This is a genomic window from Nonomuraea aurantiaca (assembly GCF_020215705.1).
GTDB lineage: Bacteria > Actinomycetota > Actinomycetes > Streptosporangiales > Streptosporangiaceae > Nonomuraea > Nonomuraea aurantiaca.
This window is the reverse complement of record NZ_JAIWNB010000014.1, coordinates 125,386-140,466: the sequence shown is the minus strand read 5'-3', so window position 1 is coordinate 140,466 and position 15,081 is coordinate 125,386. Positions and strand designations below refer to the sequence as shown.

Genomic DNA, 15,081 nt, shown 5'->3' with positions numbered 1-15,081 from the left:
ATCGGTACGGCGAGGCGTGTACGCCCGGTCGAGCAGACCGGGCGGCTTGGGGAGGTGTTCGGTGGGCATCGACGGTGATGCGGCCGTTCCTCCCGACAGGCGATTCGGCGAGGAGGGCGGCCGGCTCTCCTACGGCGGCTATCTACGCCTGCCCGAGTTGCTCGCCCAGCAACGGCCGCAGTCGCAGGCGCCTGACGAGCTGCTGTTCATCACCATCCACCAGGTCTACGAGCTCTGGTTCAAACTGCTGCTGCACGAGCTGGAGGCCGGCCGCGAAGCCATGTTCAACGGCGAGCTCTGGCAGGCCAGGCACGTGTTCAAGCGGGTGCACGCGGTGGAGCGGGTGCTGATCGAGCAGGTCGACGTGCTGGAGACTATGACGCCCCAGGACTTTCTGGAGTTCCGGGCCAGGCTCTCCCCGGCGAGTGGCTTCCAGTCGGTGCAGTTCCGCGAGCTGGAGTTCCTGTCTGGCCTGAAGGATCCGAGCTACCTCGGCCGGCTCAGGGACGCCGACGAAGCCGAGCTCGGCAGGCTGCGCCGTCGGCTGGCCGAGCCGACGCTGTGGGATGCTTATGTCACCGCCCTTTCCCAGCGTGGGCTGCCGGTCTCCGACGACGAGATCATGGGCACGCTGCTGGCCGTGGCGAGGGATCGCGGGTCGCACGACGACCTGTGGCAACTGGCCGAAGATCTGCTGACCCACGACGAGACCGCCGCCCAGTGGCGGACCCGCCACGTGCAGATGGTCGAACGGCAGATCGGCACCAAGTCGGGCACCGGCGGCTCGACGGGTGCCCCCTACCTGCGAGGTAGGACCCGCCTGCACTACTTCCCACTGTTGTGGGAACTAAGGGCCTGGCTGTGACAAGCCATGGCGAACCCTCACAAAGGAGTGAGAGCGAAATGCCGCTCGACGAGGCCAAGGATGAGTTGCTCCAGCGAGCCGCGCAACGATGCGCGGTGGGCAGCGACCATGTGAGCCCCGAGGACGCACTGGCCTTCCTGCGCGTCTACTACCGGCACATCGCGCCGGAGGACCTGCTCGACCGCAGCCCCGTTGACGTGTACGGCCCGGCGATGTCGCAGAAGCAGCTGGCCGAGGTACGCCCCCAGGGCCGGGCAGTGGTCCGCGTCTACACGCCGACCCTCGAGGAGAACGGGTGGGACCCCGGACATTCCGTGGTGGAGGTGGTCACCGACGACATGTCCTTCCTGGTCGACTCGGTGACGATGGAGCTCGCCAGGCATGACATCAACACCTATCTGGTGGTCCACCCGCAGATGCGGGTACGCCGTGACATGACCGGCAAGATGCTCGGCCGGGGCCAGGAGGACGTCACCGGCCAGATGCTGGTCGAGTCCTGGATGCACTTCGAGATCGACCGGCAGTCCGACCCCGAGGTGCTCAGGCAGCTGGAGGCCGACCTCCAGCGGGTCCTGTCCGACGTGCGGCAGGCGGTCGAGGACTTCAGGAAGATGCGGGGGGTGGCCGTACAGACCGCCGAGGACCTCACGCTGAACCCGCCGCCGCTGGAGCCCGCGGAGGTCGAGGACAGCCTCGACCTGCTGCGCTGGCTCGCCGACGGGCACTTCACCTTCCTCGGCTACCGCGAGTACCGCCTGGAGCACACCGACGAGGGCGACGCGCTGCGCGCGCTGCCCGGCGCGGCGCTGGGCATCCTGCGGGACGACAAGATCGGCTCGGAGAGCTTCTCCGTGCTTCCCCCCGAGGTGCGCGCCAAGGCGCGCGAGAAGCAACTGCTGATCATCACCAAGGCCAACTCCCGGGCGACCGTGCACCGCGCGGCCTACCTCGACTACATCGGGGTGAAGCTGTTCTCGCCGGAGGGCGAGGTGATCGGCGAGCGCCGCTTCCTCGGCCTGTTCACGCACGTGGCCTACAGCGAGTCGATCTCCAGGATCCCGGTGCTCAGGCGCAAGCTCGCCGACGTGCTGGAGCAGGCCGGGCTGGCCCCCGACAGCCACGACGGCAAGGACCTGATCGAGATCCTGGAGACCTTCCCGCGTGACGAGCTCTTCCAGACCTCGCTCGACCAGCTCCTGCCGATCGCGCTCGGCGTGCTGCGGCTGCGCGAGCGCAAGCAGGTCAAGCTGTTCCTGCGCCGCGACGACTACGGCCGCTACATCTCCTGCCTGATCTACCTGCCGCGCGACCGCTACACCACTCAGGTGCGCTACAAGATGCAGGAGCTCCTGCTCAAGGCGCTGGGCGGCAAGACGCTCGACTACAGCGCGATGATCGGCGAGTCCGCCCTGGCCCGGCTGCACGTGGTCATCCGCGGCGAGCGCGGCCGGCAGCTGCCGCCGCCGAGCGTCGACGTGCAGGAGCTCGAGTCGCGGCTGGCCGCGATCACCCGGTCCTGGGAGGACGACCTGGCCGCGGCGCTGGCGGAGCAGACCTCCGAGGTGGAGGCCCCCCAGCTGAGCAGGCGCTACCAGTCGGCCTTTCCCGAGGGCTACAAGGCCGACTTCCCTCCGCAGATGGCCGTGGTGGACCTGCGCCGCCTGGAGGAGCTGGTCGGCGCTGATGAGAACGAGATCGGCCTCAACCTCTACGAGCCCTATGACGCGGCCGAGGGCGAGCGGCGGCTGAAGATCTATAAACTGGGCACGCCCATCTCGCTGTCGCGGGCGCTCCCGCTGATCCAGCGGCTCGGCGTCGAGGTCGTGGACGAGCGGCCGTACGAGATCGACCGGGACAACGACCCCGCCACCAAGAACGCCTGGATCTACGACTTCGGGCTGCGCTACACGCCGAACGAGGAGGTCGACAGGAAGGACTTCAAGCGGCTCTTCCAGGACGGCCTCACCGCGCTGTGGAAGGGCGAGGTCCAGGCCGACAACTTCAACGCCCTCATCCTGCGGGCCGGACTGACCTGGGAGCAGGTCGAGATCCTGCGCGTCTACGCCCAATACCTGCGCCAGGCGGGCTCCGCCTTCTCCCAGCGCTACATGGAGCGGGTGCTGACGGGCAACGTGCGGCTGGCCCGGCTGCTGGTGCGGCTGTTCGAGGCGCGGCTCGACCCCCGGCGCGGCGACGATGTGCGGGCCGACCTGACCGACGCGCTCAACGAGGAGATCCTGGGCGCGCTCGACGAGGTCGCCTCGCTCGACGAGGACCGGATCCTGCGGGCGTACCTGGAGATGATCCAGGCGACGCTGCGTACCAACTACTTCCAGACCGTCGGCGGGCGCCGCAAGCCGTACATCTCGCTGAAGTTCGACCCGCAGGCGATCAGCGTGCTGCCGCTGCCGCGGCCGAAGTACGAGATCTTCGTGTACTCGGCCCGGGTCGAGGGCGTGCACCTGCGCTTCGGCAAGGTGGCCAGAGGCGGGCTGCGGTGGTCGGACCGGATGGAGGACTTCCGGACGGAGATCCTCGGCCTGGTCAAAGCCCAGATGGTGAAAAATACCGTTATCGTGCCCACTGGGTCCAAGGGCGGATTTGTCGTAAAACGTCCGCCTGTGGGCGGAGGGCGGGAGGAGATGCTCGCCGAGGGCGTGGCGTGCTACCGGACGTTCATCTCCGGGCTGCTCGATGTCACCGACAACCTGGTCGACGGCAAGGTGGTGCCCCCGCCGGAGGTGGTCAGGCACGACGGCGACGACCCCTACCTGGTGGTCGCCGCCGACAAGGGCACCGCCACCTTCTCCGACATCGCCAACAGCGTGGCCAAGGAGTACGGCTTCTGGCTCGGCGACGCCTTCGCCTCCGGCGGCTCGATCGGCTACGACCACAAGGCGATGGGCATCACCGCGCGCGGCGCCTGGGAGTCGGTCAAGTACCACTTCCGCACGATCGGGACCGACATACAGACCACCGACTTCACCGTGGCCGGCATCGGCGACATGTCGGGCGACGTGTTCGGCAACGGCATGCTGCTGTCGCCGCACATCCGGCTGGTGGCCGCCTTCGACCACCGCCACATCTTCATCGACCCCGACCCCGACACCGCCCGTAGCTTCGCCGAGCGGCAACGGCTCTTCGAGCTGCCCCGCAGCTCCTGGGCGGACTACGACACCCAGCTGATCTCGGCGGGTGGCGGCGTCTACCCGCGTACGGCCAAGTCCATCCAGATCACGCCGCAGATCCGCGAGGCGCTCTCCATCCCCGCGGCGATCACCTCGATGGCGCCGAACGACCTGATCAGCGCCATCCTCCGGGCCCCCGTGGATCTGCTGTGGAACGGCGGCATCGGCACCTATGTCAAGGCGAGCACCGAGTCCGACGCCGACGTGGGCGACAAGGCCAACGACCCGCTCCGGGTCGACGCCGCGGAGCTGCGCTGCAAGGTCATCGGCGAGGGCGGCAATCTGGGGTTCACCCAGCTGGCCCGCATCGAGTTCGCGCGCGGCGGCGGGCTGGTCAACACCGACTTCATCGACAACTCGGCCGGGGTCGACACCTCCGACCACGAGGTGAACATCAAGATCCTGCTCGACCAGGTCGTCCGCGACGGCGAGCTGACCGACAAGCAGCGCAACCAGGTCTTCACCTCGATGACCGACGAGGTCGCCGACCTGGTGCTGCGCGACAACTACGCCCAGAACGTGGTGCTGGCCGCGACCCGCGCCCAGGCCCCCGAGATGCTTCACATCCACTCCCGCTATCTGCGGCGCCTGGAGCGTGACGGGTTGGTCAACCGGGAGCTGGAGTTCCTGCCCTCCGACAAGACGCTGGCCGAACGCCGCCAGGCCCGGCTGGGCCTGACGGCGCCGGAGTTCTCGGTGCTGCTGGCCTACACCAAGCTGGTGGCCGACGCGGAGCTGCTCGCCTCCGACCTGCCCGACGACCCGTATCTGGCCTCGTGGCTGGTGTCGTACTTCCCGTCGGCGTTGCGCGAACGGTTCCGGCCGTACATGGACGCTCATCCGCTGCGCCGCGAGATCATCACCACCTGCGTGGTGAACGAGCTGGTCAACTCGATGGGCACCACGTTCATGTTCCGCTTCAGCGAGGAGACCGGGGCCTCGACGCCCGACATCGTCCGCGCCTACCTCGTCGCCCGCGAGGTGTTCGACCTGGCCAGCTTCCACCGCGCGGTGGAAGCGCTGGACAACAAGGCCGACACGTCGATCCAGATCGCGATGCTGCTGGAGGCCAGGAAGCTGGCCGAACGCGGCACGCGCTGGCTGCTCGGCAACCGCCGCCCGCCGCTCGACCTGGCCGGGTCGGTGAGCTTCTTCGTCAAGGGCGTGAACGGCCTGCTCGGCCACATCCCGAAGCTGCTCGCCGGGCCCGACCTGGCGGCCTTCGAGGAGCGCCGCGACTCCTTCGCGGCCCGCGGCGTGCCGCTGGACCTCGCGGAGCGGGTGGCGGCCATGGTGCCCGCCTATTCGACGTTCGACCTGGTGGAGATCTCGTCGCTCACGGGTCGTCCGGTCAACGAGGCGGCGGAGGTGTACTTCGACCTCGCCGACCGCCTCCAGCTGGCCCTCCTCAGGGAGCGGGTGATCGCGCTGCCGCGTGACAACCGCTGGAACTCGATGGCGCGGGCGGCACTCAGGGACGACCTGTACGCGGCCCACGCCTCGCTGACCCGCGATGTGCTGGCCCACAGCACGCCTGGGCTGTCTCCGGAGGAGCGACTGGCCCGCTGGACGGAGGCGAACTCGGCGGCGGTCCACCGAGCCCGTCAGACGCTCTCGGAAATCTGGGAAAGCGACAACTTCGACCTCGCGACGCTTTCCGTGGCCCTCCGCGCGATCCGCACACTCGTCGCCTCAAGCAGCCTTCCCCACACCGAGGGCTGATCGCTTTCAGAGCTTTTCCATCCTTTACGGCAGGCCCGGTGGGCCCCAGTCGCCGCACGGTGCTGGGGCCTGTCCAGGGGCACGCTCCTCCGGTGGGGGTGGCTGGGCGTCGTGACGTGCGTCTTCTTGGCCCCGGCCGTGGTCACTCCCCACCCACCGCACAGAGCCGGACCCCCGTCCCGGGGCACGCTGCTCTGGTGGGGTGGCTGGGCGCTGTGACGCGCGCGTTCTTGACCCCGACCGTGGTCGCGTCTTGGCCTCGACGTCTGGCTAGTTTGTGGCCGTGAAGGCGTGCTTGTGGTCCTCTGTCCACTGGGCGAAGGTTCTTGAGGGTTTGCCGGTTAGGTCAGCGAATGTGGTTGATGGCGTTTCTGGGGTGTTTATGGCCGCTATGGAGTTTTGAACGAGTGACTCCACTACTTCCGGTGAGCCCCAGCTGGACAGAGCCTGGCGGTGGGCTTCCATGTCCTGTAGGTGCCACTCGATCGGCTTGCCGATCACTCGCGCGATCGTGTTCATCTGGTCGCGTTGGGTGAGGGACTCGGGGCCGGTCAACTTGTAGACGGTGTTCTCATGGCCATCTTCTGTCAGGGCCTTCAGCGCGATTTCGGCTATGTCGGCTTCGTGGATGGGAGCCGAGTGGGTGTCAGGGAACGGGCTGGTGACCCTGCCTTCCGCGATGATCTTCGGCGCCCATCCGAGGGTGTTGGTGGCGAAGCTGCCGGGGCGCAGGGCGGTCCAGGAGAGCCCTGAGGCGGTGACCGACTCTTCCGCCACGCCGTGCATGCGGGCGATCGCGTCCGAGGCCGTGGGGTCCGCCAGAGCGGCCGACAGGAGGACGACGTGGCGCACTCCGGCCTCGCGGGCCTTCGCCAGGAAGGCGTCCAGCCCCTGCCGGTCGGCGTAGAGGAACATCCGGTCGACGCCGTCCAGCGCGAGTGCCGCACTGCCCGCGTCGACCACGTCCACGCCGGTGGGCAGGTGGGTGGCGGCGGGATCTTTGCTGGCGGCGCGGACCCGCTCGCCGGCCGCCAGGAGCTGTCGTATGAGACTCCGGGCCACGTGTCCACGGGCTCCGGTTACCAGGATCGTCATGCGGACATGCTGGTCGGGGGCCGTACCGGGCGGGTAGGCACCGCCAGGCCCTGTCAGAGACGCCACCCCGGGAACGCAACACGCTGCGCTGGCTCTTCGGCGAGCAGGCCGCGCCGGCCGACAAGCTCCAACTCGCCCGCAAGTGCGTGGCCGACCTCCGAGCCACCGGCCGCTACCCAGGGGACGCCGACATCAGAACCCTGGTCGACGACCTGAAAGAGCGCAGCCCCCTTTTCGCCGAGCTGTGGGCGACCCGTGACATCGAGGTCCAGCGCACCCTGACGAAGCACATGACCCACCCCATCGCAGGCCCCATCGAGCTCGACTGCGACTTCCTCCCCATAGCCGGCGCGGACCAACGCCTGGTCCTCTACACCGCCGCCCCCGGCACCCCCTCCCACAAGGCCCTCCAACGCCTACGGGAGACCTTCGCGTAGCGACCACCACTGTGTGTGGGAAGGCCATGGCCAAGAAGACGCACGTCACGGCGCTCAGCCACATCAACGGGAGCAGCGTGTCCCGACTCTGTGCGGTGGGTTAGGGACGACCACGGCCGGGGCCAAGAATGCGCACGTAACGGCGCCAAGCCACCTCCACCGGAGGAGCGTGCCCCTGGACAGGCCCCAGCCCCGTACGGCGGGTGGGGCCCACCGTGCCTGCCGTAAAAGAAAAAAGGGGGTTTAGGGATCGCCGCCTACGGCCTTGGTGAGGGCGCCGGTGTGGGCGATGATGGCGGCCGGGGTGGGGGTGCCGGACGGCGGGACGACCGTCGCGTACTGGTTGATCTCCGTCGTCTTCAGGAAGCGGCGCGCCTTGTCGTTGTGATAGAGCCAGCGGGCCGACTCAGGCACCGGGACGAAGTCGGCCTTGTCCGTCTCCACCGTGGTCGTCGTCGTGCGCGTCATCGCGTATTGGATCAGCGCCCCGCCGCCCACCATGCGCAGCGCGTAGACCGGGTAGTCGCCCGCGCTGAAGATCGAGTCGTAGCTGAACCCGCCGATCTTGGCCCGCTCCCGGTCGGTGGTGATCTGTTCCGCCACGTCCGTGGTGTAGGGACCCCGTTCGATCAGGCCGGCCGCCACGCCCGTCTCGCCCGCCTCCGCCACCGTGGCGTGCAGCGGGCCCATGAACTGCGGGCTGATGGTGATGCTCTTGTCGTCGGGCGCCAGCACCGTCGCGTAGCCCTCCGCGTCGAACTGGATGCGGGGCGGGTCCTGCCCCGGCAGCAGCTGCGTCGCCGCGCTGAGCCGCCAGTCGTCGTCCTTGGCGAACGTCAGCAGCGTCGGATGGCCGTTGCGCGTGGCCAGCACCGTGAACCAGGGCGCCGCCTCACCCGGCTTGAACCGCGGGACGATCAGCGTCGGCGCACCCCACGTGTAGCGCGGCGGCCGGTTGCCCGTCGACAGGAACGCGGCAGAGGTGAGTTGGGCCTCCGCGTCGCGGGTCAGCTGCATCGCCAGCCGTAGATCGCCTCCGGCCCGCAGCAGGTCGTCGGTGGCGGTGAACGTGGCGAACGCCTTGGCCGCGTCGGCCGGCGTGATCAGCGGGGTCTCCGCCGAGGGTGTCGGGGTCACGGGCTTCGCCGTGGTCGCCGCCACCTGACTGGGCTCGGATTGTGGCGCGGCCGAGCAGCCGACCGCCGCGGCCAGCAGGCCGGCGGCGAGCGCCAGCACCTTCCGCCGACCGTAACTACGCACGTGGCCATGTTATTCGGGCCCGCGAGGGTCGCGTACCCTAAGGAAACGTGGCAGGCATCGATCCAGCAGAAGAGATCAACGAGCTCGCGGGCACCCTGCGGAGCATCCAGGACGTGCTCGACCTCGGCGCCATGCGCAAGCAGATCGAGGAGCTGGAGGGGCAGGTAGCCGCGCCCGACCTGTGGGACGACCCTGAGCAGGCCCAGAAGGTCACCAGCAAGCTCTCGCACATGCAGGGTGAGCTCAACCGCGTCGAGGGGCTGGTGCGCCGCCTCGACGACCTCAGCGTCCTCTACGAGCTGGCCGCCGAGGAAGGTGACGAGGACACCAGGGCCGAGGCCGACAAGGAGCTGGCCTCGCTCCGGTCCGACATCGGCGCGCTGGAGGTCCGCACCCTCCTGTCCGGCCCCTACGACGCGCGCGAGGCGCTGCTCACCATCAACTCGCAGGCGGGCGGCGTCGACGCCGCCGACTGGGCGGAGATGCTGCTGCGCATGTACCTGCGGTGGGCCGAGCGCAAGGGCTACTCGACCGAGGTCTACGACACTTCCTACGCGGAAGAGGCCGGCATCAAGTCGGCCACCTTCACGATCAAGGCCCCCTACGCCTACGGCACGCTCCGTGGCGAGCACGGCACCCACCGGCTGGTCCGCATCAGCCCGTTCGACAACCAGGGCCGCCGGCAGACCTCGTTCGCCGGGGTCGACATCGTGCCGGTCGTCGAGCAGACCGACCACATCGACATCAACGAGGACGAGCTCCGCATCGACGTCTACCGCTCGTCGGGACCCGGCGGCCAGGGCGTCAACACGACCGACTCGGCGGTCCGCATCACCCACCTGCCGACCAACATCGTGGTCTCCTGCCAGAACGAGCGCTCGCAGCTCCAGAACCGCGCCTCGGCGATGAACGTGCTGCAGGCCAAGCTGCTGGAGCGCAAGCGGCAGGAGGAGGCTGAGCGCATGTCCGAGCTGCGTGGCGCCTCGACCACGTCATGGGGCACGCAGATCCGCAACTATGTGCTGCACCCCTACCAGATCGTGAAGGATCTGCGCACGGGCACGGAGGCGGGCAACCCGACCGCCGTTCTCGACGGCGACATCGATGAGTTCATCGAGTCGGAGATCCGCTGGATGCGCCGGCAGGAGTCAGAGCCCGCTTAGGTGCTTGAGCACCAGGGCCAGGAAGAGCAGCACGACCAGCAGCAGCAGGATAAGGGCGGGTGACAGCCCGGCGAAGCCGTGGTTGTGCATCCGCTCGCGGTTGGCTCGGCACAGGGGGCAGCGGCCCTCGATCACAGGGTGGGCGCACTGCGCGCATACGAGGTGTTGGCAACTCATGTCAGCCCCAAGTCTAGCCGCACAATCGTTTTGTTTCCGTTATGGACGTTCCATGCCAGTCTTCCCCCTAGACTGTGCTCTGGCCAATCGGAACGTCGATCATCAGTAAAGAAAGCCGTCCCCGATAGGTGTGTGGCGGGAAGTGGGCATGTGCCACCCTCGCTTCCGTCCTGACCCCTAGACTGGCATGCCGTGATGCTCTCGTGATCCATTTCGATAATGTCACCAAGGTCTACACGAACCAGAACCGGCCCGCTCTCGACCATGTCTCCGTTGACGTGGACAAGGGCGAGTTCGTGTTCCTCGTCGGTCCTTCGGGATCAGGCAAGTCCACCTTCCTGCGTCTGGTTCTGAAGGAGGAGCGGCCCAACTCCGGGGCGATTCACGTCGCCGGCAAGGATCTGGCCCGCCTGTCCAACTTCAAGGTGCCGCACCTGCGCCGCCGCATCGGCTGCGTGTTCCAGGACTTCAGGCTGCTCCCGAACAAGAACGTCTACGAGAACGTGGCGTTCGCGCTCGAGGTCATCGGTAAGCCGCGGCGGTTCATCCGCAAGGTGGTGCCCGAGGTCATCGAGCTGGTCGGCCTGGAAGGCAAGGCCCACCGGATGCCCGACGAGCTGTCAGGCGGCGAGCAGCAGCGCGTCGCCATGGCCCGCGCCTTCGTCAACCGGCCCATGATCCTGCTGGCCGACGAGCCGACGGGCAACATCGACCCCGCGACGAGCATCGGCATCATGAAGGTGCTCGACCGGATCAACAGGACTGGCACTACGGTCGTCATGGCCACGCACGACGCGGCCATCGTCGACTCCATGCGCAAGCGTGTCGTGGAGCTGGAGGACGGCAAGATCGTCCGCGACCAGTCGCGTGGCGTGTACGGCCAGGCGTACTGACAGGGAGCAGTAGACAGAACATGCGGGCGAACTTCATCTTCTCCGAGGTCTGGATCGGCCTCCGTCGCAACCTCACCATGACGATCGCGGTGGTCATCACCGTGGCCGTCGGCATGGCGATGCTGGGCATCGGCCTGATGATCAACGCCCAGGTCACGATGATGCAGGGCTTCTGGTACGACAAGGTCGAGGTATCGGTCTTCCTGTGCGGCAAGAACACGCCGATGCCCAGTTGCAAGGGCAAGGCGATCAGCGCCCAGCAGACCAAGGATCTGCAAGGTGAGATCCAGGGCATGACCGGTGTCGAGCAGGTCCTCTACGAGAACCAGGCCGCTGCCTACGCCAACTTCCAGAAGACCTATGCCGGCAACAAGCTGCTCGTCGAAGCGATGACGGTCGACGACATGCCCACGTCCTTCCGCGTCAAACTGAAGGACCCCAACAACTACCAGCCGATAGTGCAGGCGCTCCAGGGCAAGGCCGGCGTGTCGCAGGTGACGAACCAGAAGGACCTGGTCAACCAGTTCTTCGGGTTGCTCGACAAGCTGAGATCAGGTGCGTTGGCGGTGGCCATCGTTCTTGTGCTGGCGGCGGCGTTGCTGATCGGCAACACCGTGCGGCTGTCGGCTTTCAACCGCCGTCGAGAAACCGGGATCATGCGGCTGGTCGGGGCGTCCAACCTCTATATCCAGCTGCCCTTCGTCATGGAGGGCGTGATCTCCGGGCTGATGGGCGGGGTGATCGCCGCCGTGATGCTGATCGTCGCGAAGGTCTTCCTGTTCGAGGAGATCGCGCGTTATTTCGCGTTCGGCAGTCAGCTCGGCTGGGACTCGGTGGCCTCGGTGATCACGCTGACCATGGTGATCGGTGTGTTCATCTGTGTGCTGGCGTCCTTCGTCACGCTCCGCCGCTACCTCAGGGTCTGACGAATCGCCGGTAAGGTCGTAGCATGCCACGTGAGACCGGGCGGAAGGTCGTCGCCCAGAACAAGCGTGCCCGGCACGACTACCACGTCGAGGACACCTTCGAGGCGGGGCTCGTGCTGCAGGGCACCGAGGTGAAGTCGTTGCGCGAGGGACGCGCGTCCCTCAGCGACGGCTACGCCTCCATCGACGATGGCGAAGCGTGGTTGCTGAACGTCCACATCCCCGAATACACCCAGGGGACGTGGACGAACCACGCCGCCCGCCGCAAGCGCAAGCTCCTGCTCCACCGCAAGGAGATCGACAAGCTCGCCGCCAAGACCAAGGAGGGCGGGCTGACGATCGTGCCGCTGTCCCTCTACTTCAAGGACGGCCGGGCCAAGATCGAGATCGGCATCGCCCGCGGTAAGAAGGACTGGGACAAGCGGCAGACGCTGGCGGAGCAGCAGGCCAAGCGCGAGATGGCCCGGGCAGTGCGGCAACGCAACCGATGAGCCGTCCCGTACGCCTGGGCCGCGTACGCCGCGGCTTGGCCGCGACCGTCACGCTGGCCGTCGCGAGCATGTCGCTGACCGCCTGCTTCGAGGAGTCGTCCCCGCACGATGCCGTGCGGGACTTCCTGGTGGGCTGGCAGTCGGAGGACTACGACCTCGCGGCCGGCCGTACCGACGGTGACCGGGCGACCGTACGCAAGGCGCTGTCGGACGCGAAGGCGGAACTCGACGCGGCCTCGTTCCGATTCAAGATCAAAAGCATCACCCGGGCCGGCGACCAGACGCGGGCCGACTTCCACGCGGAGGTCGACCTGGGGGAGAACAACCCCCTCTGGGGGTATGACGGCGTACTGCCGCTGCACCTGGTGAACGGTCTGTGGAAGGTGCGCTGGTCGCCTTCCGTGCTGCACCCGCAGCTGAAGGACGGCCAGCGGTTCGCCGTCTCCACCGACCCGAAGCCGCGCGAGTCGGTCGTCGACAGGAACAACAACCCGCTTCAGAGCCCCCAGTTCCTCTACGTGGTCGGTGTCACCCCGTCGCAGCTCGGTGACCAGGCGGAGGAGGTCGTCGAGCAGCTCTCGGCGATCACCTTGTTCGCCCAGGACCGGCTGCTGAGCCGCATCAGGTCGTCGCCGCCGAAGCAGTTCGTCCCGCTCGCCAACTTCGGCGCCAAGCGCTACCGCGATGTGAAGGACAGGCTCGAAAAGATCCCGCAGCTCATCACCCGACCGCAGAGGCAGCCTGTCGCGCCCGACGACCCCAAGGACATCGTCGGCAAGGTCAGCGAGCTGACCCCGGAGACCGAGCAGAAACTCGGCGGCCCCCAGCGGGCGGGTGACTCCTACGGACAGAGCGGGCTCCAGCGCGCCTATCAGGACTACCTCACCGGATCCACGCAGACCCGGGTGGTCATCCTCGACCTCAAGACCGACAACGAGGTGGCGCAGCTAAAGGAGTGGCCCGGCCGCAAGAACGTACCCGTACACACCACGATCGACAGCGCCAAGCAGCGCGCCGCCGACGCCGCCGTGGCGCAGACGGAGACCAGCGCGCTGGTCGCGGTCGACCGGTTGACGGGCCAGATCCTGGCGGTGGGCACGAATGGCCTCAACCAGGAGAAGGACGCCCTCGCCGGCAAGTTCCCGGCCGGCACCGCCTTCTCGATCGTGGCCGCCGACGCGCTGATCAATGCCGGGATGAAGACCAAGCAGAAGCTCGCCTGCCCGGCCGAGCGCACGGTGGGCGGCGCGCGCTTCGTGACGGCGAGCCAGGTCGCCGGCACCTCGCCGACGTTCAAGGACAACTTCGCCAAGGGCTGCGTCACGGCCCTGGCCTCCCTCGCCCGGCGCGTCGACGCCGCGGACCTGAAGAAGAGTGCCGAGGCGCTCGGCATCGGCCAGGACTGGCGGCTGCCGCTCAAGTCGTTCAGCGGCTCGCTGCCCGCGTTGGCCAGTGACGCCGACAAGGCCAGGGCCATCGCGGGCCAGAACGTCGAGGTCAGCCCGCTCAGCATGGCCCTCGTTGCGGGGGCGATCGCCTCGGGCACCTGGCGCCCGCCGGTGCTGGTGACCGACCCCAAGGCGCCCGACTCCTCGACGGAGACGGTCTCGGTCAAGCCGCCGCAGCCGGTCGCCGTCGAACCCAAGGTGCGCACGGCACTGACCGCCATGATGCTCGCCGGCGCCACCGGCTCGCCCGCCCAGGCCGGCCGCGGCCAGGTCTACGGCGTGACGGCCGCGGGCGATCAGGAGAAGCGGATGGGCTGGTTCGTGGGCTGGCAGGGTGACGTGGCGATAGCCGTCCTGGCCAAGAACTACGATCCCGCGGCGGTCGCGGGTGACTTCTTCTCCGGCCTCCGCGACGCTAAGTGATTTCTTGTCACCCTAGGCAACCCTTCGGGTGGCCGGCTGCGTCTTACCCAGTGACTGCCCCGCTCGGGGGGTTGCGGGTGCAGTCGCCGTGATGAGTTCAGGACTTCATCTCGGGGGAAGTCCTGCCGTCCGGACCGGCTCGACCCTGCCGGTCGGCCCCCGGGAACGCCTACGCGTTTCCGGGGGTTTCGCCATGCGGGGGAATCAAGTTGACGTCGCAGGCGTTGGGGGATGTAAGGTCATGTTGCTCGGCTCTTCGGGGCCGTGTTGACAACTGCACATGGGGGTGACTGGCTTCGACTTCGACTTTGCAAGTCAGGTGAAGCGGGCCGAGGACTGCGGACATAACCTCGTTAACACTGTGACCGCAAACAACAAGTGCCAATTCTAAGAGCACTGTGGTCGGCCAGGGTTCCCTGGCCCTCGCTGCCTAAGTAGCGTAGCCACTGTCAGCCCGGGAGTGCCTTCGGCCCGGGATCTGGCATCGCTAGAAGGCTCAACCGCTCAACCCGGCCACGGGGGAGAGCGGGAAATCAAACAGTGGCTGAGCCCGTCGGCGACACGCCTGCGTGATTGCCGGGGCTGAGAAAAGCACAGCAGGCTGCGCCCGGAGAAGCCCTGTCTTGGGGTTGAAGGACGCGGGTTCGATTCCCGCCACCTCCACTGTTGATCATGAAGCGGCGGCACCTGTCATGGGTGCCGCCGTTTTGCTGCTAAGGACTTCGTTGGCGCGCTTGGGCCTCAGGCGTTGTTTCCACGGTCGCGGTGCTCCAGCATGCCGAGGCGGCGTTCGGCGATCCCCTGCCGTACGACGCTGAGGTGGCCCGAATGTTCGGGCAGATCTGTGCTGTCGTGTACGCGCAAGGCCGACAGCCACGCAGCCGAACCGCCGACTCAGCACTCGAGGGCTGGCCGGGCGCGGAGTGTTGGTGAGATATAGCAGCACCCACCATCAGGTGTCCGTTGCCGGCGAAGTCGGCCCTGTGCCATCGA

General features: G+C 67.7%; 12 protein-coding genes and 1 other RNA gene. 9 read left to right on the top strand and 4 right to left on the bottom strand.

The genetic code is table 11. From position 1 onward, the window contains the following. Positions 1 to 61 precede the first annotated feature (61 nt). Positions 62 to 865: a tryptophan 2,3-dioxygenase gene (locus LDL49_RS30275; protein ID WP_225295838.1), complete on the top strand. Its 804-nt coding sequence runs from the start codon at positions 62 to 64 to the stop codon at positions 863 to 865. Between the two features lie 38 nt (positions 866 to 903). Continuing rightward, entirely contained in the window at positions 904 to 5,775 is a 4,872-nt protein-coding gene (locus LDL49_RS30270; RefSeq protein ID WP_225295836.1) for an NAD-glutamate dehydrogenase, read from the top strand. A 270-nt stretch (positions 5,776 to 6,045) separates the two neighbouring features. On the opposite strand, the gene LDL49_RS30265 is transcribed toward LDL49_RS30270, so the two are convergent. Beyond that, positions 6,046 to 6,870 carry an NAD(P)H-binding protein gene (locus LDL49_RS30265; protein WP_225295834.1) on the bottom strand — a complete coding sequence of 275 codons (825 nt, stop codon included), beginning with the start codon at positions 6,868 to 6,870 and terminating at the stop codon, positions 6,046 to 6,048. Positions 6,871 to 6,920: 50 nt separating this feature from the next. On the opposite strand from LDL49_RS30265, the gene LDL49_RS30260 reads away from it, so the two are divergent. Beyond that, the gene (locus tag LDL49_RS30260) at positions 6,921 to 7,307 is read left to right on the top strand and encodes an MmyB family transcriptional regulator (RefSeq protein ID WP_225296067.1); all 387 of its coding nucleotides are present in this window, start codon (positions 6,921 to 6,923) and stop codon (positions 7,305 to 7,307) included. A 243-nt stretch (positions 7,308 to 7,550) separates the two neighbouring features. Here LDL49_RS30260 and LDL49_RS30255 read toward each other — a convergent pair whose 3' ends face one another. Further along, positions 7,551 to 8,567, bottom strand: coding sequence for a DUF8094 domain-containing protein (locus LDL49_RS30255; protein WP_225295832.1), 1,017 nt, complete (start codon positions 8,565 to 8,567; stop codon positions 7,551 to 7,553). Positions 8,568 to 8,614: 47 nt separating this feature from the next. On the opposite strand from LDL49_RS30255, the gene prfB reads away from it, so the two are divergent. Then, on the top strand, positions 8,615 to 9,730 hold the full coding sequence (gene prfB / locus LDL49_RS30250; protein WP_225295830.1) for a peptide chain release factor 2: 1,116 nt from the start codon (positions 8,615 to 8,617) through the stop codon (positions 9,728 to 9,730). Here the strand turns inward: prfB and LDL49_RS30245 are convergent. Beyond that, complete coding sequence (locus tag LDL49_RS30245; RefSeq protein WP_225295827.1) at positions 9,716 to 9,907, bottom strand: hypothetical protein; 192 nt, start codon at positions 9,905 to 9,907, stop codon at positions 9,716 to 9,718. The two genes, prfB and LDL49_RS30245, sit on opposite strands and share 15 nt — an antisense overlap. Positions 9,908 to 10,110: 203 nt before the next feature. On the opposite strand from LDL49_RS30245, the gene ftsE reads away from it, so the two are divergent. The 5 genes from ftsE (at position 10,111) to ssrA (ending at position 14,754) form a co-directional block, all read left to right on the top strand. Continuing rightward, positions 10,111 to 10,800, top strand: a complete 690-nt coding sequence (ftsE, locus tag LDL49_RS30240; RefSeq protein WP_049564761.1) for a cell division ATP-binding protein FtsE — start codon at positions 10,111 to 10,113, stop codon at positions 10,798 to 10,800. Positions 10,801 to 10,820: 20 nt separating this feature from the next. Beyond that, positions 10,821 to 11,726: a permease-like cell division protein FtsX gene (gene ftsX, locus LDL49_RS30235; protein ID WP_225295825.1), complete on the top strand. Its 906-nt coding sequence runs from the start codon at positions 10,821 to 10,823 to the stop codon at positions 11,724 to 11,726. Between the two features lie 23 nt (positions 11,727 to 11,749). Beyond that, the gene (gene smpB / locus LDL49_RS30230; RefSeq protein WP_225295823.1) at positions 11,750 to 12,217 is read left to right on the top strand and encodes an SsrA-binding protein SmpB; all 468 of its coding nucleotides are present in this window, start codon (positions 11,750 to 11,752) and stop codon (positions 12,215 to 12,217) included. Next, complete coding sequence (locus LDL49_RS30225) at positions 12,214 to 14,088, top strand: penicillin-binding transpeptidase domain-containing protein (RefSeq protein ID WP_225295821.1); 1,875 nt, start codon at positions 12,214 to 12,216, stop codon at positions 14,086 to 14,088. Before smpB ends, LDL49_RS30225 begins: the two co-directional genes overlap by 4 nt. A gap of 282 nt (positions 14,089 to 14,370) precedes the next feature. Beyond that, positions 14,371 to 14,754, top strand: a transfer-messenger RNA (tmRNA) gene (gene ssrA / locus LDL49_RS30220). Positions 14,755 to 14,829: 75 nt separating this feature from the next. On the opposite strand, the gene LDL49_RS57260 is transcribed toward ssrA, so the two are convergent. Further along, entirely contained in the window at positions 14,830 to 14,952 is a 123-nt protein-coding gene (locus tag LDL49_RS57260) for a hypothetical protein (protein WP_263655681.1), read from the bottom strand. Positions 14,953 to 15,081 lie beyond the last annotated feature (129 nt).

What these genes read in the sequence shown, in the direction of transcription:
- LDL49_RS30270 (WP_225295836.1), top strand. Translation starts at nt 904, where the DNA reads ATGCCGCTCGACGAGGCCAAGGATGAGTTGCTCCAGCGAGCCGCGCAA.
- LDL49_RS30265 (WP_225295834.1), bottom strand. Translation starts at nt 6,870, where the DNA reads ATGACGATCCTGGTAACCGGAGCCCGTGGACACGTGGCCCGGAGTCTC.
- LDL49_RS30245 (WP_225295827.1), bottom strand. Translation starts at nt 9,907, where the DNA reads ATGAGTTGCCAACACCTCGTATGCGCGCAGTGCGCCCACCCTGTGATC.
- ftsX (WP_225295825.1), top strand. Translation starts at nt 10,821, where the DNA reads ATGCGGGCGAACTTCATCTTCTCCGAGGTCTGGATCGGCCTCCGTCGC.
- smpB (WP_225295823.1), top strand. Translation starts at nt 11,750, where the DNA reads ATGCCACGTGAGACCGGGCGGAAGGTCGTCGCCCAGAACAAGCGTGCC.
- LDL49_RS30225 (WP_225295821.1), top strand. Translation starts at nt 12,214, where the DNA reads ATGAGCCGTCCCGTACGCCTGGGCCGCGTACGCCGCGGCTTGGCCGCG.